23 protein-coding genes and 1 pseudogene are annotated in these 22,893 nt (G+C 57.4%); 6 read left to right on the top strand and 18 right to left on the bottom strand.

Features of this window, described 5'->3' with window-relative positions; genetic code table 11:
• Positions 1–168: 168 nt before the first annotated feature.
• The 3 genes and pseudogenes from GZ093_RS01005 to GZ093_RS00995 all read right to left on the bottom strand — a co-directional run.
• Positions 169–1,140: a DUF3987 domain-containing protein gene (locus tag GZ093_RS01005; protein WP_296480817.1), complete on the bottom strand. Its 972-nt coding sequence runs from the start codon at positions 1,138–1,140 to the stop codon at positions 169–171.
• 448 nt (positions 1,141–1,588) lie between these two features.
• Complete coding sequence (locus GZ093_RS01000; protein WP_296480814.1) at positions 1,589–1,819, bottom strand: plasmid partitioning protein RepB C-terminal domain-containing protein; 231 nt, start codon at positions 1,817–1,819, stop codon at positions 1,589–1,591.
• Positions 1,820–1,887: 68 nt separating this feature from the next.
• Positions 1,888–2,898 (bottom strand): annotated as a pseudogene (locus GZ093_RS00995) (recombinase family protein); the annotation flags it as partial.
• Between the two features lie 692 nt (positions 2,899–3,590).
• Between GZ093_RS00995 and GZ093_RS00990 the strand changes: the two are divergent.
• From GZ093_RS00990 to GZ093_RS00980, 3 genes are read left to right on the top strand one after another with little or no spacing between them, the layout of a single operon-like run.
• Positions 3,591–4,760 carry a hypothetical protein gene (locus GZ093_RS00990; protein ID WP_296480812.1) on the top strand — a complete coding sequence of 390 codons (1,170 nt, stop codon included), beginning with the start codon at positions 3,591–3,593 and terminating at the stop codon, positions 4,758–4,760.
• Positions 4,757–5,089, top strand: coding sequence for an STAS-like domain-containing protein (locus GZ093_RS00985; RefSeq protein ID WP_296480810.1), 333 nt, complete (start codon positions 4,757–4,759; stop codon positions 5,087–5,089). Before GZ093_RS00990 ends, GZ093_RS00985 begins: the two co-directional genes overlap by 4 nt.
• The gene (locus GZ093_RS00980; protein ID WP_296480807.1) at positions 5,086–5,574 is read left to right on the top strand and encodes a hypothetical protein; all 489 of its coding nucleotides are present in this window, start codon (positions 5,086–5,088) and stop codon (positions 5,572–5,574) included. The genes GZ093_RS00985 and GZ093_RS00980 overlap by 4 nt, the downstream gene beginning before the upstream one ends.
• 300 nt (positions 5,575–5,874) lie before the next feature.
• Here the strand turns inward: GZ093_RS00980 and GZ093_RS00975 are convergent, their stop codons facing one another.
• Genes GZ093_RS00975 through GZ093_RS00960 form a run of 4 tightly spaced genes read right to left on the bottom strand, consistent with a single transcriptional unit; the run spans position 5,875 to position 7,804 of the window.
• Positions 5,875–6,246: a transcriptional regulator gene (locus tag GZ093_RS00975; protein WP_296480805.1), complete on the bottom strand. Its 372-nt coding sequence runs from the start codon at positions 6,244–6,246 to the stop codon at positions 5,875–5,877.
• A 43-nt stretch (positions 6,247–6,289) separates the two neighbouring features.
• Positions 6,290–6,949, bottom strand: coding sequence for a helix-turn-helix domain-containing protein (locus GZ093_RS00970; protein WP_296480800.1), 660 nt, complete (start codon positions 6,947–6,949; stop codon positions 6,290–6,292).
• Positions 6,950–6,962: 13 nt separating this feature from the next.
• Positions 6,963–7,478 carry a type II toxin-antitoxin system YhaV family toxin gene (locus GZ093_RS00965; RefSeq protein WP_296480798.1) on the bottom strand — a complete coding sequence of 172 codons (516 nt, stop codon included), beginning with the start codon at positions 7,476–7,478 and terminating at the stop codon, positions 6,963–6,965.
• Positions 7,475–7,804, bottom strand: coding sequence for a type II toxin-antitoxin system PrlF family antitoxin (locus tag GZ093_RS00960; protein WP_296480795.1), 330 nt, complete (start codon positions 7,802–7,804; stop codon positions 7,475–7,477). Before GZ093_RS00960 ends, GZ093_RS00965 begins: the two co-directional genes overlap by 4 nt.
• A gap of 501 nt (positions 7,805–8,305) precedes the next feature.
• On the opposite strand from GZ093_RS00960, the gene GZ093_RS00955 reads away from it, so the two are divergent.
• Positions 8,306–9,019, top strand: coding sequence for a YebC/PmpR family DNA-binding transcriptional regulator (locus GZ093_RS00955; protein WP_296480792.1), 714 nt, complete (start codon positions 8,306–8,308; stop codon positions 9,017–9,019).
• A 77-nt stretch (positions 9,020–9,096) separates the two neighbouring features.
• Here GZ093_RS00955 and GZ093_RS00950 read toward each other — a convergent pair whose 3' ends face one another.
• From GZ093_RS00950 to selD, 3 genes are all read right to left on the bottom strand, one after another.
• The gene (locus tag GZ093_RS00950) at positions 9,097–9,609 is read right to left on the bottom strand and encodes a hypothetical protein (protein WP_296480789.1); all 513 of its coding nucleotides are present in this window, start codon (positions 9,607–9,609) and stop codon (positions 9,097–9,099) included.
• A 116-nt stretch (positions 9,610–9,725) separates the two neighbouring features.
• Positions 9,726–10,658, bottom strand: coding sequence for an ice-binding family protein (locus GZ093_RS00945; RefSeq protein ID WP_296480786.1), 933 nt, complete (start codon positions 10,656–10,658; stop codon positions 9,726–9,728).
• A gap of 227 nt (positions 10,659–10,885) precedes the next feature.
• Positions 10,886–11,983 (bottom strand): selenide, water dikinase SelD, encoded by a 1,098-nt coding sequence (selD, locus tag GZ093_RS00940; protein WP_296480778.1) that lies wholly within the window; start codon positions 11,981–11,983, stop codon positions 10,886–10,888.
• A gap of 191 nt (positions 11,984–12,174) precedes the next feature.
• Between selD and GZ093_RS00935 the strand changes: the two genes are divergently transcribed.
• Positions 12,175–12,309, top strand: a complete 135-nt coding sequence (locus GZ093_RS00935; RefSeq protein WP_296480775.1) for a hypothetical protein — start codon at positions 12,175–12,177, stop codon at positions 12,307–12,309.
• Positions 12,310–12,484: 175 nt separating this feature from the next.
• Here the strand turns inward: GZ093_RS00935 and GZ093_RS00930 are convergent, their stop codons facing one another.
• The 8 genes from GZ093_RS00930 to GZ093_RS00895 form a co-directional block, all read right to left on the bottom strand.
• Positions 12,485–12,784: a hypothetical protein gene (locus GZ093_RS00930; protein WP_296480773.1), complete on the bottom strand. Its 300-nt coding sequence runs from the start codon at positions 12,782–12,784 to the stop codon at positions 12,485–12,487.
• A 14-nt stretch (positions 12,785–12,798) separates the two neighbouring features.
• Positions 12,799–13,053 (bottom strand): MoaD/ThiS family protein, encoded by a 255-nt coding sequence (locus tag GZ093_RS00925; protein WP_296480770.1) that lies wholly within the window; start codon positions 13,051–13,053, stop codon positions 12,799–12,801.
• Positions 13,054–13,064: 11 nt separating this feature from the next.
• Positions 13,065–14,360: an FAD-dependent oxidoreductase gene (locus tag GZ093_RS00920; RefSeq protein WP_296480767.1), complete on the bottom strand. Its 1,296-nt coding sequence runs from the start codon at positions 14,358–14,360 to the stop codon at positions 13,065–13,067.
• Between the two features lie 65 nt (positions 14,361–14,425).
• A complete protein-coding gene (locus tag GZ093_RS00915; protein WP_296480764.1) occupies positions 14,426–16,273 on the bottom strand; it encodes an aldehyde ferredoxin oxidoreductase family protein in 1,848 nt (615 codons plus the stop codon).
• 11 nt (positions 16,274–16,284) lie between these two features.
• The gene (locus tag GZ093_RS00910) at positions 16,285–16,761 is read right to left on the bottom strand and encodes a 4Fe-4S dicluster domain-containing protein (RefSeq protein WP_296480762.1); all 477 of its coding nucleotides are present in this window, start codon (positions 16,759–16,761) and stop codon (positions 16,285–16,287) included.
• A 215-nt stretch (positions 16,762–16,976) separates the two neighbouring features.
• A complete protein-coding gene (locus tag GZ093_RS00905; RefSeq protein WP_296480761.1) occupies positions 16,977–18,287 on the bottom strand; it encodes an ethylbenzene dehydrogenase-related protein in 1,311 nt (436 codons plus the stop codon).
• Between the two features lie 196 nt (positions 18,288–18,483).
• Positions 18,484–19,857 (bottom strand): sigma-54 dependent transcriptional regulator, encoded by a 1,374-nt coding sequence (locus GZ093_RS00900; RefSeq protein WP_296480757.1) that lies wholly within the window; start codon positions 19,855–19,857, stop codon positions 18,484–18,486.
• Positions 19,847–21,646, bottom strand: coding sequence for an ATP-binding protein (locus GZ093_RS00895; protein ID WP_296480755.1), 1,800 nt, complete (start codon positions 21,644–21,646; stop codon positions 19,847–19,849). The genes GZ093_RS00900 and GZ093_RS00895 overlap by 11 nt, the downstream gene beginning before the upstream one ends.
• An 89-nt stretch (positions 21,647–21,735) precedes the next feature.
• Between GZ093_RS00895 and GZ093_RS00890 the strand changes: the two genes are divergently transcribed.
• A complete protein-coding gene (locus GZ093_RS00890) occupies positions 21,736–22,878 on the top strand; it encodes a helix-turn-helix domain-containing protein (protein WP_296480752.1) in 1,143 nt (380 codons plus the stop codon).
• The last annotated feature ends 15 nt before the right edge of the window (positions 22,879–22,893 follow it).

Here is a 22,893-nt window from a genome sequence, read left to right as displayed (position 1 = left end):
GGACACCACTGATCGCTACCAAACTTCACGTCGAAATTGGCTACTGATCACATTTTTTACGCGAAGTGTGCGAAGAGTTTTTTCTATTTTCAATTCAACAGCTTATGGCCGAATAATTCTTCGCAGTAGTTGCGAAGAGTGCGAAGTATTTCGGGTTTGGTGAGGCGACTATTTTGTTGTTGCGGGTAGTGGCCGACCATCTGACAAAGCGTAGATGTTGGTCAGGGGCCCATGCGCACCTCGGGTTCGCGGTTGATTCTGAACCGTGATTTGAGCAGGAGACGCCAGCAGCAACCTTTCGAGAGCAGCATCAATGATGGACTTGGATGCATGCCCCTGAAAGCACTCGGAGGTGATTTTCCAACGGGAGGCTGGACCCTTAACGCGCAGAAAGTCCACAATTTTCTTGACCGCTGCGTTGGTTCGGACCGAGTCCGCCGCGTCGGTGGCTTTGACGAACACAAATTTGGCTGACTCGACACCATGGCGAATCCATCCCATGGCGGCTCGAATGTGTTGCACGTCAATCTGCGTTTGCAGATCGGTTAAGGCAAAAATCATGGCCAACCGGAGCAGCATCGGCGCACGACGCTCCAGCAAAGCCGTGACACGCTCGCCAGCGCTATCGTCAATCAGTTCCCCGCGATACAACTGAGCGTAGATACTTTGAGCCTGTGCGCTGAGCCCAACTTGCAGGTGATCTCGCTCCGTAACATGCTCGGCCTGGACAAAGTCCAGAACGCCAAGAATTCTGGACGCCAAAGCGTCCACCGTTTCCTGGGGCGTGGCTGTCGGAAACGGCACGATCTTTTCACGCTCAGCCCAAATCATCAAGAATCGGTTGGCAAAGCCGTTCGTCAGTTCACGTGCGCGCATTAAAGCTAAGAGTTCACTGGGCGAAATAGTACCGCTCAAACACAGGTGGGGATGGCTTGCATAAAGGCGGTTGGACTTGGTGGCAGGTTTCAGACAAACGCCGTCCCAGCAGTCGCGCAGGGCCGCCGACAAGGTATTGCCTTCGCGTCGCCCTTGGTGCAGAACATTGGCGAACTCGGATTCAACGACCCACAAACGCTTGTCTTGAATGGCCGGGATTTCCAGCTTGCCAGTTTTGTAGCCGTCGTGGAATAGGGAGACCAATCCTTCACGGCTGGACAGACCACCACGGTGGATGGGTGGTGCTGCAGCTTCCCTCAACTGGCGCAGTGCGGTGTCCAGGCGGTTGACCAGTGAAACTGCATCCCCTTTTCGACCGCGACCAGATCGACTAATGTGCAGGACATAAAGCCGCGCATGGTGCCAAGTGTTGCCAATTGGCAGTTAGGGGCCACGGCCGATGGCGCACGACAAGTACGCCATGAAATTGGCCGCTATCGCGTAGGGGTTGGCTTCCGTGCCTTCACTTCCAGCCCTGGCCACGTCGCCAACCAGGCCGTACAGACAGACGGGATCCGGCTTCGGCGCGTTTCGATGGGTGTCGGGTGCGTCATCTTCGGAATGATCATCAACAAAAATCGGTTGGGCATTTGCTCCGCCATGCAAGCCATGACCGGTCGGCGAATGCAAGAATTGGTGGCTTGGCATTCATCTATGCGTCGAGTGACTCGGATTCAACGATGGATTTGAGTTCCGTCAGAATCTCGGGGTAGTGCTGCTGCAAGTACCGGTCAATCTCGACGTTTTTCAGCAATTTGGACAGGTAGGTACTGGCAAGACACAAATTGAGAACATCCTGGCTGAAGTTTTGTTCCACAAGTTTGTATTGCTCCTGCAGACTTCCCATCTCGCGTTCCATGTTGGCCATTTGCGCCGGACTCACACCAGCGACTTTTTTGGGCTTGCCAGCATCGACCAGCTGAGTGACCGGTGTCGCCGCAATCCACGGTCTTGGAACAAGGATCGCAGGCGCTCGATCAGTTCGACGTTGGAAAACCGGTACGCCCTGGCGCGCACGATGCCTTGGGCGGTGTAAAACAGTTCAGGCGTGACGACAGACTCAAACGCCCCTTCTTTTTTGATCCACATGTCGGGCGTGTTTTCCACCCGGAGCTTTTTCAGCTTGAATGAGCGGCGGTTGTAGACGTTGTTGCCAATGTACTTCTCGTTGGTGAGGACCTCTCGAATGGTGGCACGGGTCCAGTCGCGGCAAAGGTCGGTGCGGACGCCTTTTTCGTTGAGACGAAACGCAATTTCTGACTCGGTCAGGCCGTCATCCGTAAACCAGCGATAGATCTGGATCACCAGTTCTACCTCGGCGTCAGGCCCAGGCATCAGGATGACACGGTCGGTTTGCAGGCTTTTATGCTCGCCTCGCGCCAGTTCCGCCTTCACGGATCCGGTCTGGTCTAGGAGCACGCGACGCAGTCCGTAACCGGCTGGACCACCCTGGCGATAGCCCAACTCGATCAGCCGACACTGACCGGTGAACACCTTGGCCGAGAGTTCCCTGCTGTATTCACCGGCCATCGCGCGCTTGACCCCTTTGACGATGGTGGCTACTGGCGAGCCGTCGTTTTCGAACTGCTCCGCAACATACGCGACGTGAACGTTCTTGCGCTTGCAGATGTATTCGTAATAGGCCGATTCGTCGGCATCCTGAAAGCGCCTCCAGCGGCTAACGTCATAGACCAAAATGATGGAGAAGTCTGCTGAGTCCGACTCCTTATCTTTGATCAACTGTTGCAAGGCCTGCCGACCGTCGATTCGCAGACCACTTTTGCCTGCATCGGCATAGGTGCGGACGATGTCAATGTTCCGATGGGCGGCGTACTCCCTGATTTTGCCAGCCTGATTTTCAGTCGAGTATTGCTGGTGCTCCGTCGACATGCGGACATACTCGACAGCACGGAGCCGTTTAGGCAGTTCCGGCTCGTCTGCCGTTACCTCGATTGACTGCATAGGTCCCGATCACTCATGTTGGAAGGACATGGGCTCTCCGGACACCGTCAGATTGCGAGCCTAACGTGGCCAATCACGGTCAGGACGTAAGTTCAAATCAATGATCGAGAGCTCATTTGGGTTCCACGTTAACGCCGGTGTCACAGAACTTCCAACACGTCCTATCTTTACAGTCGTTCTCTTTACATGGACAGGAATTGCAAACCGGGGTGATTTCCACGACCCAGGTGCCATTTTTCGTGGTGCCGTTCCCAGCTACTGGCCGTATTCGGTACACGCCAGCAGGAATTCCCTTGAGGACTGCCAACTCGTCCATCTTTACAAACGGGGGGCGGTTGCTCGACTCACTTTCACGGCTTATGGCGCTTGTGGCGGATTCGGAATTTGACTTGCGGTACTCGCGCCAGTAATCTGGATTGCGGTCAATCCATGCGCGCTGGACTCGGCGTTGGTTGTCGCGGTAGTCTGGGTCACTTTGTTGCTTGTCGCGTTGCCAGTTTTGGCGCCGAGCCTTTTGGCACACTGGTGATGAGCAGTATGTTTGGGTTGGGACTTTGAAATGCGGTTGAAAGGCTTGGCCGCACGCTGCACAGGTTTTGTTTTCCATAAAAATTTCCATACAAAAGGGGTATGGAAAGTGGCACGGCCAGAGGGAATAGTGCAGTTGGCAGCAATTGGGTGTACGAGTGCTGGTGAAACTGGTGGGCGAAGAAGTTCCCGTCCTCAATGGGAAAGACCGCGTTGCCATAATGGAGCTTGTGCGCGATAGATTGGGCACGGGGAATTTCTTAATGAAAAAAATCAGTTTCGGGCGTCGGTCATGGCTACTTCGGCGGCAGAAAATCGGACAAAGCAGCGCCGTCCTGCGAGCAAATGTTGCGAATATTCGGCCCAGACGCCAGCGTGATGCCATCGTGGCCCCAGCGTATTTCTGCATCCTCCCATTTGCAGACCGAAATACCAAAGCCGTTGGCGAGTTTTTTGCCTTTTTGCGGCAAGTGCGTGGCTACAAGGGCTCACACCTTTCCATTGACATGAGTCAAGTTACGCGTCTTGTGGCCACTGCCACATTGGCTTTTAAGGCCGAGCTAAGTTACCTGCGAGCCAGGGGCGTGAATATTTCTGGCACCCTGCCCAAGAAGGCGCGCATTCATCAGGTTCTAACTCAAACAGGCTTGTGTGACCTCTTGGGTCTCCCCAAAGCCAAAGTTCTGGACCGCGAAGATATCGTGCATTGGACGCACGCCAGCGGTACCTGGACACTGGCAGAGCCCGACAAGTTGGAAGCCTTTTTGCGCATTGCTGATAATCCGCACTCGCAGGAGCTTTTTCGCGGCATGATCGAGTCTGTGAGCAATTGCGTTGAGCATGCTTACCAGGTGCATCCGCAACGCAGGCATTTGGGTAGCCACTTTGACGGCTGGTGGGGCTTTCAGCAGCTGCGTAACGGGGAATTGACTACATGTATCTTTGATATTGGCATCGGTATCGCGAACGCTCTGCCCATCAAGTTACGCGATGAGCCTGGCCTTTTGAACAAGCTGATGGCAGCATTCAGGCGCATCAGGGGGAAAGATGTGCAGTCCATCTCTGCCGCTATCGAATACGGGCGCACCAGCACTGGCCTGAAAGAACGAGGGAAGGGTTTGCGCGACGCCCACAAGGTGATTGATAGTGCAGGCAATGGGCAGCTGATGATCATCAGTAACCGGGGGCTGTACGCGTACACGCGAGAAAGAGGGAAAATCGTGGGCAGCGCTGTCACGCGCGCCTTGCAAGGCTCTATGCACGGCACCATGTACCTTTGGCGTTACCCACTACTACAATCAAGTCCAACCTCTGCCTCTGGAGACCCATCATGACCACGTTGCGCATAGCAGACTTTACCCGGTATCCCGGCGGACGGTATAAGCGGATCAGTAAATTCAGCGGCGAGGAGTACCGGGACGATCACCTGGCTCCAGCTCTCAAAGATGGCGAGGTGGTCGTCGTGGAGCTGGACGGCACAGTGGGTTACGGCAGCAGCTTTTTAGACGAGTTGTTTGGTGGCATTGTTCGCAAAATGCGTTGGCATTCGGTGAATGACTTCGATTCGCACATTTTGCTGCAATCCAAAAACCGCAGTTTCATCGACGAAGCGCGGCAGTACGTGGCCGAGGCGGTCACTTCGAACAACGCTGTCCGTCCATGACATCTGATGCTTGGGATGCGCTTGCCAAGATATTTTCCCCCATACTAATTATTTCAGGCTGGTACGTGGTGGTGTCAAACCAGTCGCGCCAGTCTCGACGAAAGATCATTCGCGATGAGCTGGAAATCTTGCGTACCATCGTTGGTGAACTGGGTGAGGCTGCGATAAAGTTTCACACTCAGTCCTACAACGATGAGCTGCGCCGAAGCATTGTGGGTCAATTGACGTTGATCTCGCAGCGGGCCACTTTATTGCCCCGTATTGCCCGAACGGGATGGATGACGTGGGATGCCATTCCCGCGAAGCGTATTCCTGATCCGGGTCCTTGCATCATTGCGCTACGTCAGGCGATCACACTTCATCACTTTGATGATCCTGCGCAATTAGCTCTGAGCGGGGATTCCAGTGAAATCGATGCGATTGAGGGTGCCCGCCGCGACGTTCTGACATCTCTTGACGAGATGATGATTGCGGCGCTCGATTGAGCTTATCAGTTGCCTGCTTCAGCGAAGATGAGCACTCATTTCGGCAGGGCCCTTTTGGTGTGGCGGAACAAAAGTGAATCGCAAGAGCACATCGCAGGATGCGAAATGGACAAACTCCGCAAAATCAGGACAAATTACCTAATCTATACTCATCACGTTAGAAGTCGGATTTGAACCGTGGTCCGCAGTCCACCCTCTGGAACAAACGTCCGAAACGGTGGACTTTGGGCTAAAAGCAGGAACATCTGTTCAGATAAGAGTACGGAATCGAAACGTTCTGTGTTTTGCTCCAGTCAGTGATCACCCCGCCGCCGTCTCCGCAATCAGCACGTCGGCCGGGATGCCCAGGCTCTGGTGCAGTCTGCGGATCATGGCAAGTGTCAGCGGACGCTTGCGATTCAGAACTTCATAGACGCGGTTGCTCTTGCCAATGATCGGCTCGAGATCTTTAACGGTCAGGCCGCATTGATCCATCCGGAATTTGATTGCCTCCACCGGATCAGGTGCAGTTACGGGCACGTACTTGGCTTCATAGGTTTGCACCAGCGTTGCCAAGATGTCCAGACGATTACCCTCCGGTGTGCCCAGATCAGGGTCGGAGTCCATCAGGGCCAAAATCTCTTTGAGAGTGGCCTTGTAGGCTGCTTCGGTGTGAATAGGGTGAATGTCCATGTTTTCCTCCATGGCCGGTCAGGCCGCATCAATGGTTTCTGTGTCAACGGCGTCGTAATCCTTGTGGGTGGCGACAAACTTCTCCAGCCTGTGCATCGATGATTTCGTGCCAGCGAGGAATGCGAGGTGGAGTACTCGCCTGCGTCTCACATGTGGTGATGCCGGGACTTGGATTCACAGGGTCGGGCGTAATGCCCGGCGTGCTATTTGCCATTTCCCATCGCAAAATTTCCTCAAGGGTGTACCGCACGTTGCCCACCAGGGACATGTAGGGAACTTGCTTGCTTTCGCGCTCTTCTCGATCCGCAAAAAGATGGGCGGGCAGACCGGTGATTGCCGCAACCTCCTTGCCGGTCAAGTACTTCGATTTCGACTCGGAATCAGAATCCTGATCGACCTTGCCGGAATCACCGTCTATGGTCGCGGGTGTCAGAATAATCGGCGTGCCTTCGTCACGGCCAAGAAAGCCCATCCAGTTCTGAGCACTCTGATGCTCGAAGTCCAGAACGTCACTATCGTGGTAACGAACGTGTCGAAACAGCCTTCTCCATACAGGACCCACCTTGTTCTGTCGCCAGCGTCGAAGTGTTTTCACGCTAACTTTCCAGCGCGAGGCCAGTTGCTTCTCGGTCATCACGGAGTAGTGCATTTTTTTCTCCATGTTAAACGTCACCATGACAACGCTGTTGGTCGAAGAAGCCAAGCGTTTTCTCAATTCAAGTCTGTACCTGCGAAAACCCTGCCTCCACCTGTTGCAAGCGGGCACCTTCAGAACGCGCCTCCACCAGCAATTGATGCCAATCATCAGGTGGATGCCCACTTTCCAGCATTTTGCGAAATATCCGATAGGCGTCATCGCTGCTCTCGTAGGCCCGTTTGGTGTCCTCATCATTGACCCAAGCAAATACGATCACCTTGCTTGTCATGTGGTAGCGAAAAAAAAGCCGGTATTGCTGAAAGAACTTGGCGCGGAACCAGTGCTTGTAGTCGTCACCCAAGGTGTTGCCTTGTCGGTACTCTGGTCGAGCCGGGTTTTGAGGAATCACTTCAAACGCCAGCTTGGTTATCGCTGCTAGCCGCTTGCTGGCGTTTTTCTTTGTGTATCCGGCCGGGTCTCTCTGTCTGAGCGCTTCGACCTGCCGAGTGAGCGCTTCAACCTGTGCAAGAAACAGTGGATGGGCAAAGATTGTCCAGCCGTTAATGACCAGGAGCGGTGGCTTGCCAGGGGTCATTCATCATCTGCCAACAAGGCGGCGTCGAGATCGACCTCAATGCCGCCGACCAGCGACTGGATGCGCTGCAAGAAGTGGGAATCGACAGCCTGAAGCCGTTGCGGATGGCTGGAGATATCGCGCGCCAAAAACCCCAGAAACTGTCCAAGCACTGGGTCATCGACCTCCAGCGGCTCAACTCGCGTGAGTACAACTTCACCGCCAGGGCGAATGGTGTAGTGGATCTTGTCACGCTTGCCCAAGCTCAGGGCGCGGCGAACAGTTTCCGGCACCGTAGTCTGATAACGGTCAGTCAGGGTAGATTCGACTTCAAGGGTGGCGACCATGTGGCACTCCATTCAAACGGGTGAATATTGTTCATGGTAATGCAGTTGAATTACCGTGTCAATGCAGTTGCATTGTTTTTCGTTCTTTCTGTCCGTTCGCAGTTTGGACTGGCGACTGACTACCAATTTCAATATAAACCGTGGTTTTTTGGCTGACCTTAAGTATTGGAGGGTGTCTACAAAAATGGCTGTTTGTCTCAAAATTTGGACTGTAGACTGGCCGATGGCCTTTTGTCTGACGCGTGGATTTGAACCCAGGTCCGCACTGCACCACCATACCCCTAAAGCCCAACTGTTTTCAGTTGGGCTTTTCTTTTGCTCAAAAGTGCGATGGTGGCGCGCACCTACGGCGCTGGTGTTTTGACTACCCGCGTTCTAATTTTGGCTATTTTGAACAAGTATTGCCGAGTTTTTCAGCACATCTTCTCTCTGCTGTGTGACCGGTTAACCCCTAATATCAACAGTACCATTCGAGACCAATAACACCAAGGAACATCAGAAATGGGCGCACAGTGGAAAGCAAAACACAAGGATCTGGCCGCAAATATCAGGGGCAGGATATTTGGAAAATTGGCCAAAGACATCATGATTGCGGCGCGCAGCGGCGCAGACCCGGCTTCAAACGCACACCTTCGACTGGTTATTGAACAGGCCCGAAAGGTCTCCATGCCGAAGGACACCCTGGACAGAGCCATCAAGAAAGGTGCGGGGCTCACCGGCGAGATCGTCAATTTTGAACGTGTCATTTACGAGGGCTTTGCACCGCATCGCGTGCCTGTGATGGTCGAATGTTTAACCGACAACGTGAACCGCACTGCGCCTGAAATGCGTGTGCTGTTCCGCAAGGGTCAGTTGGGCACCTCCGGTTCAGTGGCTTGGGATTTTGACCATGTGGGCATGATCGAGGCCGAGCCTGCCGCAGAAGGTGCCGATCCCGAGTTGGCAGCCATTGAAGCAGGTGCTCAGGACTTCGAACCGGCCGAGGACGACGGCGTCACGCTGTTCCTGACGGATCCCTCTGATGTCGACTTGGTTAGCCGCGCGCTGCCAAGCCATGGCTTCAGCGTCTTGTCCGCCAAACTGGGCTACAAGGCCAAGAACCCCGTCGATCCAGCCAGCTTGACTGCGGAGAGTCTGGAAGAGGTAGAAGCATTCCTGACCGCCATTGATGCAAATGACGATGTTCAAAAGGTATTTGTGGGCCTGGCGGGCTAAGACCCGAGGCTATCCATCACCAGTTGTCCAGAGCGTATAGGGTAGTAAAAAAACCGCTTTGCCGGCAATTCCATTGATCAGCGCGGGTCGTGACGCCGAATCTTGAATTCCCGCTCTTTGCATTCGGACGGTTCGCCGTAGCCAGCCAATCGCACCTGTTTTTGCAGGGACAGTTCCACCTGGAACCAGCGGCAGAAAGGACTTTCATAGCGATAGCTCCAAACCTCGCCACGCTGGCGCCCGAGTCGCTGGACCTCGTTGGGTCTACCCAGCAGTTGGCGCACTTCTTCCTGCGCCATGCCAGGGTTGATGCGCATGAAATTCTGCTCAGTCAAGACTTGTTCGGCGCGAGTGGCCAGACCGACGGCGTCGAAATAAACAAACCAGGTCTGCTTGCCATAGGGTCCACGCGGGAATTCCAGTCGAGTGCCTGCGTCCACCCGGCGCTCCATGTCGGGCTGACCCATTCTGGCCACCACCACATCCCGGCTCAATCCAGCCAACTGCTCGAATGGTCGATAGCCGCTGCATGCGGGCAGAAACGTCAACACCACCAACAACAAGTTCCAGAGTGACAAACGCTGATGCATCAAGGCTTCTCCAGATCAAGACTCGCCCGAGAGGGCGCTGACCAGCATTATATTTTCTGGTCAACAATAGCTGTCGGCAATGGCAGAAAATCGGCGCAGCGATGTGTTTTTTGACCTCAACCGCGGCGGCGACGAGCTATGCCAAGCCCCGCGAGTCCGAGTCCCAGCAGCGCGAGCGTCGTTGGCTCGGGCACGGTACCACCAACGGGGGCGTATGGAAGGAAGGTGACCTCCGTACCTGTAACCTCAAGGCCGCCGCTCAAGCCGTTGCTGCCAGCCAGTTCGCCCGAGCAAACGCCGGAGAGGCTGTTTTGAATCAACGTCACCTCACCGGTATCCGCCAAGGCCCTACCGCAAAGATCTGTTGCTTTGGTATCCATCCAGATGCTAGTGAGCGCAAGGATGTTCCCCATGAATGCGGTGGTTGTACCGATGGTCGCGGAGCTACGGACATTCCAATACACGCCGGCGCCTGCACCGGTATTGATCACGTTCACGGACGAGCCGGACGATGTGATCAGGTCTGCATCCATCTGAAAAACCCAGGCTGCGTTGGCGTTGCTCTGGCCGTCGAGCGTGAGCGCGCCCGACAAATTGGTGGTTCCCGCATGAACGGTATAAACGCCCGGAAAGAGCGTGAGTCCAACCAGGTCAGCCAGTGTTAGGGTAGTACCCGTCCCAAGAGAATCAAGATTCAGTCTGGCGGTAGTGAGTTGAGCCTGGGCCGACGCCGCGAGTGCCGTGTTGGAGTGCACCAGTCCTCCCGTCACCTGCCCGTCTGCCGTCGCAGTGCCTGAAACCCAGTTGAAGCCCGGAAGTGCATCCCCTGGCGAGACACCCACATTTCCGACAATGGTACTTGTGGGAACATTGGTCACAGTTTCGGCACCCAGAACCGTGAAGCTCGCCAAATCCGGACCCAGCAAGGGCGTCGCCGATGCCGAAGCCGCGGCGTAAAGCGCTCCAATCACGGCCAATAGCAGTACGGATAGCGATTTGGGTGAACTGGGCTTGCGTGCACTGGCGGCACATCTGGATGCGATTTTCATATGGGTCTCCCTGGGTCTAAACAAAAATAATTAAGTTCGACGAACCCTTATGGGGCTCTACCAAGAATCCAAGCACGATTCATGCCCAATACAAATTGTACTTTTGAATCAATTAGTTACGTTTTCACGACTGGTATCTGCGTCAGAAACTGTAAAGATTGTCGACACCAAAAATGTGGAAGACAGCTGGGCTCGGAGCCAAGCGCGTGATGCCATCCTCAGATCCCTCAACGTAACTGTAGTTTAGACAGGCCCGCCTCGGCCGTGATCTCGCCGATCTCGCAGGCCGCATCAAACCCATGCTGCCTGAAAATCTCCAGCACAGCGGCCACCGCCGCAGGGGCGCACGACACGAGCAGGCCACCACTGGTTTGCGGGTCGCTCAGCAGCGCTTGGTCAACCTCAGCAAAGCCAGCAGGCAAGACAATGTCCTTCCCGTAAGCGGTCCAGTTGCGCCCGGAGGCACCGGTCACAATGCCTTGCAGCGCGAGCTCACGTACGCCAGCCAGCAGCGGCACCCGGGACCAGTCGATTTGCACCGTGCAATGGGCACCACGTGCAATTTCCAAAGCGTGGCCCGCCAGGCCAAAGCCGGTCACGTCGGTCATGGCGTGCACGCCGCCCAGCGCGGCCAGCTCGGGACCAGGCGTGTTCAACTGCGTGGTGACGGCGATCATCTGCGCGTAGCCAGGCCCATCCAGTTGTTCTTTTTTTAGCGCCGCCGACAAAATACCCACACCCAGCGGTTTGCCCAAAATCAGCTTGTCGCCCACTTGGGCATCGGCGTTGCGCTTCACGCGGCTGGGGTGCACCAGACCGAGCGCCACCAAACCATAAATTGGCTCGACCGAGTCAATGGTATGACCACCCGCAATCGGGATGCCGGCCGTGCGGCACACGCTGGCACCGCCTTCGAGAATCTTGGCAATCGTGTCAGTGGACAGCACGTTGATCGGCATGCCGACCAGCGCCAACGCCAGAATCGGTTTGCCACCCATGGCATAGACGTCCGAGATAGCGTTGGTGGCCGCAATGCGACCAAAGTCAAAGGGATCATCGACGATTGGCATGAAAAAGTCGGTGGTGGCGATCAGGGCCTGCTCGTCGTTAAGCTGGTACACGGCCGCGTCATCTGATGTCTCGATGCCCACCAGAAGCTCCTTCGGGATCGGCATGGTCGTGATGCCTTTCAGGATTTCAGACAGGACGCCAGGCGCAATCTTGCAACCGCAGCCGCCGCCATGGGACAGGCTGGTGAGGCGCGGCTGAATGGGTGTCGTGGTCGCGGAGCTTGGGGTGAGTGAAGTGATCGAGTTGTTTTTCATGTCGCGTTCCATTGAGTTGCCAAGTAAGGTGCTGCAAAAGCCAGCGCCCTGAACTGGGCTGGAAAGCATTCAAATCAGGACGGGGGCTGCAGTTTGGCACAGAGCATTATCTGATGCGCCGCTTCTGCAACCAGCCGACGTACCCTTCCTACTGCCCCGCCGGGTCGCCGCCAAGCGGGTTCAGGCGCGACATGGCCGCAGCCGCCGCGATGATACGCATGGTGCCCGGCGTTGCTCTGGTGGTAGTTTTGCTGCTCAGGCTCAGCCGGGTAGAAGTCTTCCGCCATCAATATCTGGTTGGCGGCGGCAGTCCGAGCGACAAATGACGCAACGGCCTGACGTCTGATCCAGCATCCAAATGTACGGGCCACGGGCATTGCGTACCGGGTGCGATTAATGCTATATTATTTATAGCTAATTATACATGACTGACGAGGGATACAGCCAGATTCGTCATAAATTTAAAGCGGAGCTGTCCATCATAAGGCTGGGTTGAAGAACCTAACCCCCACCGCGCTGCATGTACAGGTCAAAGCGCTTCATGAACGTGTAGCGCTGCGCCTCGTCCAGCCCGGCAAAACGAAAGTTCACCAGCAGACGGGGGATGCGCATGAGTGCAATCACGCGCGGCTCGCCTGCTTGCCAGGTCAACCCCAAGGCACCGTCGCCGATGCGCACGCCGGCCGAGTGCTCTTGCAGTTTCCAGAAATGGTCGCCAATGGCGTTGGGCAGCCACATCAGCCACTCGGCCTCGGTGCAGCCCATGTCGCGCTCAAAGCGCTCGGCGTAAAAGGATTGCATGCTTGAGGCGCTTCTCAGCCGCCAGCAATGGGCGGCCAGATCGCCAGCACATCGCCCTCGCTGAGGGTTTGCGTCAGGCGCTTCTCGGGCTCAATGTATTTGCCGTTGATCAGCACCAGATGCACCATCTTCGGCGGCAGGGCGAAGGGCTCGATGATCTGGCTGATGCTGGCATCGGGCGCCACATCGAGCTCAAGCACGTTGCTGTAGCGCGACTGGGCTGGCAGGTAGTCGGTCAGCGATGCAAACAGTTTGAAGGTGATCTTCATCGTCAAGCGTGCTAGCGCCGCCGCTCATCCTGCGCGCCGGACCAGCTGCCTTGTGCCTGGGCGCTGTCCAGGTAGGCTTGCATCAGCTGGGTCGGGTCGTTCATCAGCGTGTCCTTCCAGGCCCCTAGTTTGACTTGGCCCTCGACCAAGCCACGCATCACACCCACGTGTTCGGTCCAGCCCACGCTGTTGCAACCGATCAGCACGTCGTCCTTGAACTGCAGACTGAGGTGGCGCCCCTGGGCCTTGTCGGTGAGTTCCACATGTTCACCGCCAGCCACGCCTTGCCAGTCGCCAAAGCTCGTGGAGATGAGCCCCAGCGTGTCGAGCACATTGATTTGCGTCACGCCTTTGAGTTCGGCCATGAGCGCCTGGCCGCGGGCATAAGCCACCATATTCAGGGCGGCCACCCGGGCCTGCTCGGCGGCATTGGGTTGAATGGCACTGACCACCGCCTTGCCCGACACCTTGTCAAAGGCTTCGGCGCAATCCCCGGCGGCGTAAATGCCAGGCACATTGGTTTGCAGGTGCTCGTCGGTCAACACCCCCAGCAGGCAGGTGACGCCCGAGTCTTTCATGAACCCGATGGCGGGGCGCACACCGGCAGCGCTGATCACCAAATCGGCCTGCATCACCCGGCCATTGGACAGTCGCACATTCAAGGGGGTGCCCGCTTCGATCGACTCGACCCGGGTCCCTGTAAACACCTCCACACCCTTGGCATCCACCCAGTCGCGAATCATGCCGCCCGCCGTGGGCCCCATCATGCGCGGCACCATGCGGTCGCCCATCTCCACTACGCTGAGCTTCACGCCGCAGCTGCTTAGCGCTTCCATGATGATGCAGCCGATGAAGCCGGCGCCGAGTTGCAGCACGCGCGCGCCGGGCTTGGCCAGGGCCATGATGGCGCGGGCGTCCGCCAAGGTCCAGCAGGTATGCACGCCAGCCGAATCAATGCCAGGAATCGGTGGATGCACCGGATGGGCGCCGGTGGCGATCAGTAGCGTGTCAAACGCAATCGACTCACCCCCCTCAAGCACTACTTTTTTTGTAGCTACCTGCACTGTATTGACGGGGGCTACAAGCACATTTATCTTCAAGTCTTCGAAGTGCTTCGGACTCTTGCGCAAGTAGGTGCCGCGCTCGTCAATATTGCCCATCAGCAGATAGGGAATGGCCATGCGCGAGTAAGACGGCTCTGGCTCGTCGCCGATCACGGTGATCGTGTCTTGGGGCGCGTGCTTGCGGATGGTCTCAGCCGCAATGACACCGGCCGGGCCGGCGCCGAGGATGACGTGATGGATCATGAATTTTCCTTTCAGTAAAAACGGCTCCTTTCAGAGCCGCTTTGTTGTCATGGAACGCGTGGAACCTACAGGCTCAGGCGTTCACGCGTGGCAGCGGTCGGGCGGCCCTCAGTGTCCCAGCCGCGAGCGGCGTAGTACTTGGGCATCATTTCGGCCAGCATATTGACCTTGCCGGTGGCTGGACCGGTCTTGCAGGCTTCGGTGAGCAGACGCTTGGGCAGGCTGTCGTCCTTGGCGGTGAAACCGGCGCGGTTGTTGAACTCACGCTCCATGTTCCAGATGCGCTCACCGATCTTTTCCAGCTCTTCGGTGGTGTACTGGTCGCCACAGGCGGCTGAAATTTGCGGCGCCAGATCAGCCAGGCCCCAGGCGAAGGTGGTGAAAACGCACAGGCCGGACGAGTCAAAGGCAGCGGTGGCGTCCTGAAAGGCTTTGACCAGTTCGGGCTTGCCTTCATGCTCCAGCGGGTCGGTCTTAACCGGAATGCCCAGCACTTCGGATGCAATGGTGTAGCCACGCAAATGGCAGCCGCCCCGGTTGCTGGTGGCGTAAGCCAGGCCAATCCCTTGAATTGCGCGGCCGTCATAGGCAGGGAACTCCTGACCCTTGCTGGTCATGCTCAGGTCGGGCTGGCCGTACTTGGCGGTCAGGCGCTTGGAGCCCTGGCCGATTTCCTTGCCAAAGCCCCGGCTGTAGATGGTTTCTTCGGTCAGAAAGGCCAGCGCCTGCGCCGAACCAAACGGGGCTTCGATACCAATCTGCTCCTTGGTCAGCACGCCCATTTCATACATTTCCATGACCGCGCCCACGGTGGCGCCAAAGCTGATGGGGTCAATGCCTTCTTCGTTGCACAGCATGGTGGCGTACTGCAGCGCTTCGAGGTCTTTGACCCCGTTGGCAGCACCCAGTGCCCATGCCGCTTCGTATTCGAGGCCGCCGGATGCCCCCCAATACTGGGGTTTGTTGGCCACGGTAAAGTGGCTCTCGTCCATCTTGCTGATCCGCCCGCAGGCGATGGTGCAGCCAAAGCAAGCCTGATTCGTCACCAGTTGCTTTTTGCCGTCGGTCTTGCGTGGCGTCGCCATGGCTTCGGCCGAGATATCTTTGGCGCTTTCGAACTGGTTGTCGCGGTGGTTGCGAGTAGGCAGCGCCCCCATTTCGTTGATAACGTTCATCAGCACCTGCGTGCCATAGGCGGGCAAGCCCTGACCGGTGACGGCGTTGTCGGCCAAAATCTTTTTCTTCTCGGCAATCGCCTTCATGAAGGCCTTGGGGTTGTGGATATTGCCCACGCCCAACGTGCCGCGCACGGCAATCGCCTTGAGGTTCTTGCTGCCCATGACCGTGCCCACGCCGGAGCGGCCCGCCGCGCGGTGCAGGTCATTGACCACGGCGGCGTACAGCACACCGTTTTCGCCCGCCTTGCCAATGCTCGACACGCGCGTCAGCGGATCCTGCAAGCTCTTCTTGAGCATCTCTTCGGTCTGCCACACGCTCTTACCCCACAGGTGAGCAGCATCGCGCAACTCGGCAAAATCATCGTTGACATAAAGATAAACCGGCTTGTCACTCTTGCCTTCAAAAATGACCATATCCCAACCGGCCATCTTGAGCTCCGCGCCCCAGTAGCCGCCCGAGTTGGAGCAGGCAATGGCACCGGTGAGCGGGCTCTTGGTGATGACGGTGTAACGGCCACCGGTGGCGGCCATGGTGCCAGTCAGCGGGCCAGTGGCCCAGATGATCTTGTTGGCGGGTGACAAGGGCTCAACGGTGGCGTCGACCTCTTCGACCAGGTACTTGGAGCCCAAGCCCCTTGAGCCGATGTAGCTTCTGGCCCATTCCATATTAAGGGGTTCTGACTTGACGGTGCCGGCGCTCAAGTTAACGCGAAGGATTTTTCCTGCCCATGACATGTTCGTTCTCCTTAGGCTACTGTAGGTTGATTGCCAAGCTTGTCGGCCCACTGCGCCATCTTGCCCAAGCCGGTCCAGTTGGCATCAATGAAGGTGATGGCACCGGTGGGGCAGGCATCGGCGCAAGCCGGCTCGCCGCCGCACAGGTCGCACTTTTGAACTTTGCCGGTCTCCTGCACGTAGTTGATGGTGCCAAACGGGCAGGCAATGGTGCAGACCTTGCAGCCAACGCAGGTGGCTTCGTTCACGACTTTCGCGCCGGTGAGTTTGTCCACCGTGATGGCTTCCACCGGGCAGGCATGCAGGCACCAGGCTTCATCGCACTGGGTGCAGGTGTAGGGCACTTTTTTGCCGGTGTGGTGAAAGTCAAATACCTTGATGCGTGACTTGGCCGTGGCGAAAATGCCGTAGTTCTCGAAAGAACAGGCCATTTCGCACTGCAGACAACCGGTGCACTTGTCTGCGTTGATGTGCAACACCTTTTGCATGTGTGTGTCTCCTTGGGTAGCGGCACTTGTGAAGTGCCTTGCCTATGAATTGAAATACATAGCCATTGTTCGACCTTCAGGACTCTTCTCGCCTAGGGATAACCCTCATCACAAGTGCCGGATATTGAAAATTCTCAAATTGAAACAGTTCAGGGCAAAAAAAGGCCGCCGCAGGGAGATCCCCTGCGGCGGCGCTCAGGCGCTATCTGAAGGTATTACTTCAGCTTGACAGCCTGAATATCAACCTTTTGCTTGGAGCCCAACCCCAGGGTCTTCACAAACGACACCTGGTGGCCACGGGTGGTGATGTTGTCATCATGGACGGCAAAACCCACGTTGTACACACCGCCCGCTTTCAAGGTCTTGTCGTCTGCGTTCGTCAAGCCCAATGGACGCACCAGCACCACGGTCCACTTGCCGTCGTTCCATGACGCCATGGCGTTGTTATCGGCTGCTGAGCCCTTGGCATCTTCACGACTGACGATGTAATCAGGAATCATGTCTCCTTCTTTCCAGCCAGCGTTCGGGGCAAAGGGCACAGCGTTTTGCTCACGCACCAGAAACAGGTTGCCCTTGCGGGCCTGGCTATCAGCCGTGATCGACTTGAAGCCCATCTTCTTTTCATCGAACATGAACTTGGGCGCATGGGTTTGGGCGTCAGAATTGCCGCCAAACATGTCCTTTCCAGCATCACCCAGGCGCCACTCCAGTACATAGGCGTCATCGGCCATGGCCACAGGGTTGCTGCGGTGGGCACGCCACTGGACGAGATCAACAAATTTGCCATCGGCTTTGAGCTTGGCGAGCTCTTCCACGCTCTTGCCAGTCTTCCAATCCAGTGGATCGGTGCGACTGTCTGGCAGGTATTTGCGCACGTCGCGCTTTTTGATCGCCGTCAGCATCGGGTTGGCAGCGACTTCTTCTTTGGTGAACTGCTTGGGCATGTCGCGCTGGCCGTCGTGGCAGGTCAGCCAGCAGCCTTGTTTGCCAAAATCAGCCACTTTACCGTCGTCGATGATGATGGACATGCGGTCTTCATAGATGCCGGGCTGTTTGCCGTCCTGCACCACTTTGTCAAGCTTCGGAAAACCCCAGACTTTCCAATCTTTGCCATCAAAACGCAGGTATTGGTGCTCGGTGCCAGGATAGGGGTTGTCAGTCTTCCATTCATAACGCAGGTACATGTTTTTTGCGTCGTAAGCGGCCTGAACGCTCAGGTCTTTGTAGCCGCTCTTGCCCTTGATGGGCGTCGGCTCCAGCGCTCCACCTTTGACAATCTTGTTGCCAAGGTCCTGTTCAGCGGTGTCTTCGTCATGGCACGACACGCATGAATCACCGCGCGCAACTTCCTTGCTCCCCCCCTTGTGGCCGTCACTGCGCAACCATTCATAGGAAGATTGGCCTGGGTAGAACAATGGAATGTTGGTGGCTTTGATCTTGGTCCAGTCAATCTTGGCTGGATCGGCGGCCACCGCATAACCGGCAGTCAGGGCGGCAATCGCCAGGAGCAATACGCTTTTTTTCATGATGCTACTTTCTGTAAATAACTAAGACTAAGCAAGCGGCGTGCCAACACACGCGGAACCTTCGTGACTGCCATGGCGGTGCAGGCAGTCACCGTGGGAAAAGATCATTGCCTAAATCAGAGAAAACTGAACTTGGATCCCCGCGCCCTGGCAAGAATCATCAAACGAAACTGTCACTAATGAATGACATGCGTCGCTAATCGGTGACAAAACCCCAGCGCTTCATCCGCACGTATAAGTTTTGGCGCGGAATGCCGCTGAGGCGGGCCGCCTCGGAGATATTTCCCTTAGCCGCGTCAAGCACGCAGCGCAGATAATCCCGCTCGAACTCGGCGCGGGCCTCCTGATAAGCCGGCGTCTGCGAAGGTGTGCCGCTGTTCGTCAGGTCAGGCTCCGACCGGCAATCGCAGGTCGACCCAAGGTGATTGACATCGATGATTCCGCCAGGCTCCAGGGCGACCACGCGTTCGATGCAATGCTGAAGCTGGCGGACGTTGCCCGGCCAGGGGCAAGCCTCCAGAGCGCGCACAGCTTGCGGCGTGAACGGGCCACATTGTTTGCCAAATTTGATGTTGTAGCGATCCAGAAAATGCACCGCCAACCGGATGATGTCGCCCGCTCGTTCGCGCAGGGGTGGCAGACTGAGCGCCACCACGTTGATGCGGTAATACAAGTCCTCGCGAAAGCGGCCGGCCTTGACCTCGCCAACCAGCGCGCGGTTGGTGGCACAGATCAGACGGAAATCAGTGCTGCGCGGCTGGGTGCTGCCAATGCGGCAAAAGCTGTGATCCTGCAACACACGTAGCAAGCTACTTTGCAGCTTGGGGCTCATGTCGGCAATCTCGTCGAGGAACAGGTTGCCGTTGTGCGCCTTCTCAAAATAACCGGGCGTGGCCTGGCTGGCGCCGGTAAACGCGCCCTTCTCGTAGCCAAACAACAGGCTCTCCAGCAAGGATTCCGGCAAGCCGCCGCAGTTGACCTCCAGGTAGGGCTGGGATGCGCGCTGGCTCCAGGCGTGGATGAGTTTCGCAATGACATCCTTGCCGGTACCGCTTTCGCCCTCCAGCAGCACCGTGGTGTCGAGCCCGGCCACTTCACGAATCTGCCCCAACAGCCGCTCCATGGTCGGCGACTGGCCGATGATGTGGGGCGCACCCGATTCAACCGCCAGGCGGCTACGCAGGCTGTCAATTTCACGGTAGGCACGGTCCAGCTCAAGCGCCTTCCCAATAACCGCTTCCAGCGCCTCCAGGTCCTCAAACGGTTTGGTCAGGTAATCAAACAATCCTTCGCGCACGGCCGCCACCGCATCGCGCACGTCAGCAAACCCCGTGATCAGAATGGCCACCAGCTTGGGGCGCTGCAAGCGCAATTCACGCAGCAGGTCAAGCCCTTTGTCTTGGGGCAGGCGCTGATCCATCAGCACCAGATTGAAGTCAATCGCAGCGAATAATTGCCGCGCAGCCTGCCCGCTCTCAGCCAGATGCACTTCAGCGCTTTGGCGCATCAGTTGCTCAATCAGCGTGCGGGTGTAGCGGTCGTCGTCAACGACCAGAATTTTAGGCAGCATGTTCAAACTGATCCGATCTGGTGTCTTCCCATAACTTAGTCTCTTGTGGCAACCAGATCGCAAATTGCGTGCCACCACCAGACTGGCTGCTGGCACGCACATACCCGCCGTGCAGCAGTGCCACGTGCTGCACCACCGGCAACCCCAGGCCGGTGCCGTCACGGCGGGTCGTGAAGAAAGGCAAGAATATCTTTTCCAGAATATCCGGGGCAACACCCTGGCCGTGGTCTGTCACCGAGAGCAGCCATCCTGGCGCGCCGCCGTCCGGATGCACGGCGCGCTCAAGCGCAATGACAATCGCACCTTCGCCGACAGTCGCCTGAGCAGCATTGAGCAGCAGATTGAACAGCGCGTGCCGGATCAGGATCGGATCCACCGTGAGGAGCACCGCCTGCGCGGGCAAGCGCAGTTCCACGGACAACTGTCGAGGCTCGGTCTGACGAAACAGCAGCACCGTTTCCTCAATCACCTGCGCCATTGACGTGGGCCGACTCACACAACTCGACACCTTGGCAAAACGCAACATGGACTGAATCAGGGCATGGCAGTCCGCACCTGCGCGGTGGATCTCGGTGAGCAGCTCACGTGTTCTCTGGGGGTCATCCGCCTCTCGCTTGGCCAGCTGCGCCAAGTTGACCACGCCCACCAGCGGGTTGTTGAGTTGGTGCGCAATCTCGCCCACCATCGTGCCCAAGGCCGACAGCTTTTCAATTTGCAGAATGCGCTGGTGTTCGCTGCCCACGCGCAGCAGCTGGTGTTCCAGATCGTGCTGGCGCTGGTAATCACGCTCGACCCGGTCCAGGGCGAAATAGAACAATCCCAACACGCCAACACCGGCCACCAAACTCAGCATGGTCGCCGCCAGGATCGACATTTGAAAGGTCTTCTGCAGCCCGGAAATGTCGAGCATCACCACCAAGTCGCTGATGCGGCGCCCACGCGCGTCCGCCATCGGCAACATCGCCAGATGCAATATCCGCTTGCCATCTTCGAATACTGCAGTGCGCCCCGCTCGCAGGCTGGCAAGAACACTGTCGTTCAGGGCGGCAGGAACTTGACTCGCGGTCTGCGCCACCAGCACTTGGGCGCCAAACCGGTCCCAGTTTCCCTGGCGATTGAACAGAGCCAAGCCATGTTGCCATTGTTGTGGCTGCATTAGATTTTTATCCACCATCACCAACAAGTCGACCGACAGGCTGTCGCGGATTTCGTCCACCAGATAGCCAACCTCTTCGCCAATCTCGACGTAACCAAGCAGGCGGTCTTGGCTCCGCCATGGCACGACCAGCCGCAGGGTAAGCGTCCCGAGTGGCCCCAGCTCAATGCCATGCACGGCAATGCCCTGGTCCCGCGCCTTGATCGAGGTTTCCCGGTCAATCAAATCACCAAATTGGCCGGGGCTATGCAGGCGCAGCGCGTTGACCAGATCAGGGCCATTGAAATAAAGGTGAGTGATGCGATGGTCAGCGCGCAAGGTTTCAAACAGAGGCCCCGCTTCGCGCACCAGCGCGCCGCGGTCAAGGCTGGCGAAGGCCAGCTCGATGGCACGATTGCCCATCATCGTGCTCAGCACCGCCTGCATCAAACTTGTATCCTTGCTGAGCTTTTGGTCCACCAGTTTCGCCACAGCCGCCACGCGGGCAGCCAGCGCCCGGTCGCGAACCTGCACCTGCAGGTAATAGGCCGTCGCCACGAACGCAGCCAAAATAAAGGTGAGCACGATCGCGAACGGCCAGATGAAGGTGGCCTTGACCCGCCGAGGTTTTGTGCTGAGGGCGATTGATTTCACGGCAGAGAGTGTGCACGAGTCTGGATCGGTTTCCGGACAACGCCGCAAGAACCCAAAAATGCGATAAATTTGGTCACTTGCTGAAAACCATGAATCACTCATCCCGTCCTGCGGTCGCCAGCCCCCCCAACACCAGTCAGGCCCTGCGCCTGGCGGGCATTGAGCAAGCGCGGCGCGCGGCGCTGCGGGAACACGCAGCGCTGCCCGCCGGCTCGATTGCACCCTGGATTGAACGCTCCTGGCAGCGCTGCATCGGCCTCGGGCTGCAACACCAGGAGGCCGTCACATTCAGCCAGGTGTCCATGCCGCAGATGCGCCAGGCGCTGGAAGCCAACCAGCGATTGGTGCAGACTGCCAAACCGGTTTTAGAACACCTCGCACGTGCCATTGTCAATACCCGCTACTTCGCCATTCTGACCAACGCTTGTGGCGTGGTGGTCGATGCGAGCGGCGCTATTGACCACTCCGACCCACGTGCCCACCTGATCACTCGGGTGGGCACCGATTTGTCCGAACGCAGCATTGGCACCACCGCCATTGGCACGGCCTTGACTGAACTCCAGCCGGTCTGGTTGCACCGGGGTGAACATTTTTTTGAGGCCACCTCGGTCTACAGTTGTGCCGGCGCCCCGCTTTTTGGGCCAGACGGCGCATGCGTTGGCATGCTGGATGTGACTGGCATTGACGCACAGGAGCGGCCCGAGCTCAAGCACCTGGTCGTGCAATCAGCCCGCAAAATAGAAAACGCGCTGGTCAGCGCTCAAGCCCACGCCTTGCTGCTGCGGCTGAACTGGCCGGGCAACACCTTGGGCACGGATGCCGATGGCATCCTCAGCCTGGACGCGGACGGCTGGGTGATCGGGGCCAACCCGGTGGCGCGTCAGATGGTGCCCTGTTTGGCAATAGCCGGGATGGCCACCGTGCATGTCAGTGAGGTGTTTGGCATCCCCTATGAGCAACTTTTCGATGCGGCCAAACGACCTGGCAGCGCGGTGGAACTGCCGCTGTGGAGCGGACTGCGCCTGCAGGCGCAAGCCATCGCACGGGCCGACGAGGCACACCCGCTGCAAACCAGCCCCAGCGCTGCGCCAACGCTGGCGTTGCGCGAGGTAGAGGCCGCCATGATCCGCCAGGCGCTCGTCGACGCACGCGGCAACGTCGGGCAGGCCGCCCGCGCTTTGGGCATTAGCCGCGCCACGGTGTACCGCAAGCTGGGACAAAAAGCCACCTGACCGGGCGGGCTTGAC

Source organism: Rhodoferax sp. (assembly GCF_010365055.1).
In the GTDB taxonomy this organism is placed as follows: domain Bacteria; phylum Pseudomonadota; class Gammaproteobacteria; order Burkholderiales; family Burkholderiaceae_C; genus Rhodoferax.
The sequence above is the reverse complement of the archived record's forward strand: the minus strand, read 5'-3'. Positions and strand labels throughout refer to the sequence as shown.

Bases quoted from the DNA above. Each gene is read 5' to 3' on its own strand.
- GZ093_RS00980 (WP_296480807.1), top strand. From the start codon at position 5,086: ATGACATCTGATGCTTGGGATGCGCTTGCCAAGATATTTTCCCCCATA.
- GZ093_RS00900 (WP_296480757.1), bottom strand. From the start codon at position 19,857: ATGCTGCCTAAAATTCTGGTCGTTGACGACGACCGCTACACCCGCACG.
- GZ093_RS00905 (WP_296480761.1), bottom strand. From the start codon at position 18,287: ATGAAAAAAAGCGTATTGCTCCTGGCGATTGCCGCCCTGACTGCCGGT.
- GZ093_RS00945 (WP_296480786.1), bottom strand. From the start codon at position 10,658: ATGAAAATCGCATCCAGATGTGCCGCCAGTGCACGCAAGCCCAGTTCA.
- GZ093_RS00975 (WP_296480805.1), bottom strand. From the start codon at position 6,246: ATGGACATTCACCCTATTCACACCGAAGCAGCCTACAAGGCCACTCTC.
- GZ093_RS00925 (WP_296480770.1), bottom strand. From the start codon at position 13,053: ATGAAGATCACCTTCAAACTGTTTGCATCGCTGACCGACTACCTGCCA.
- GZ093_RS00910 (WP_296480762.1), bottom strand. From the start codon at position 16,761: ATGCAAAAGGTGTTGCACATCAACGCAGACAAGTGCACCGGTTGTCTG.
- GZ093_RS00960 (WP_296480795.1), bottom strand. From the start codon at position 7,804: ATGGTCGCCACCCTTGAAGTCGAATCTACCCTGACTGACCGTTATCAG.
- GZ093_RS00890 (WP_296480752.1), top strand. From the start codon at position 21,736: ATGAATCACTCATCCCGTCCTGCGGTCGCCAGCCCCCCCAACACCAGT.
- GZ093_RS00955 (WP_296480792.1), top strand. From the start codon at position 8,306: ATGGGCGCACAGTGGAAAGCAAAACACAAGGATCTGGCCGCAAATATC.
- GZ093_RS00950 (WP_296480789.1), bottom strand. From the start codon at position 9,609: ATGCATCAGCGTTTGTCACTCTGGAACTTGTTGTTGGTGGTGTTGACG.
- selD (WP_296480778.1), bottom strand. From the start codon at position 11,983: ATGAAAAACAACTCGATCACTTCACTCACCCCAAGCTCCGCGACCACG.
- GZ093_RS00965 (WP_296480798.1), bottom strand. From the start codon at position 7,478: ATGACCCCTGGCAAGCCACCGCTCCTGGTCATTAACGGCTGGACAATC.
- GZ093_RS00935 (WP_296480775.1), top strand. From the start codon at position 12,175: ATGGCCGCAGCCGCCGCGATGATACGCATGGTGCCCGGCGTTGCTCTG.
- GZ093_RS00985 (WP_296480810.1), top strand. From the start codon at position 4,757: ATGACCACGTTGCGCATAGCAGACTTTACCCGGTATCCCGGCGGACGG.
- GZ093_RS00915 (WP_296480764.1), bottom strand. From the start codon at position 16,273: ATGTCATGGGCAGGAAAAATCCTTCGCGTTAACTTGAGCGCCGGCACC.
- GZ093_RS00930 (WP_296480773.1), bottom strand. From the start codon at position 12,784: ATGCAATCCTTTTACGCCGAGCGCTTTGAGCGCGACATGGGCTGCACC.
- GZ093_RS00920 (WP_296480767.1), bottom strand. From the start codon at position 14,360: ATGATCCATCACGTCATCCTCGGCGCCGGCCCGGCCGGTGTCATTGCG.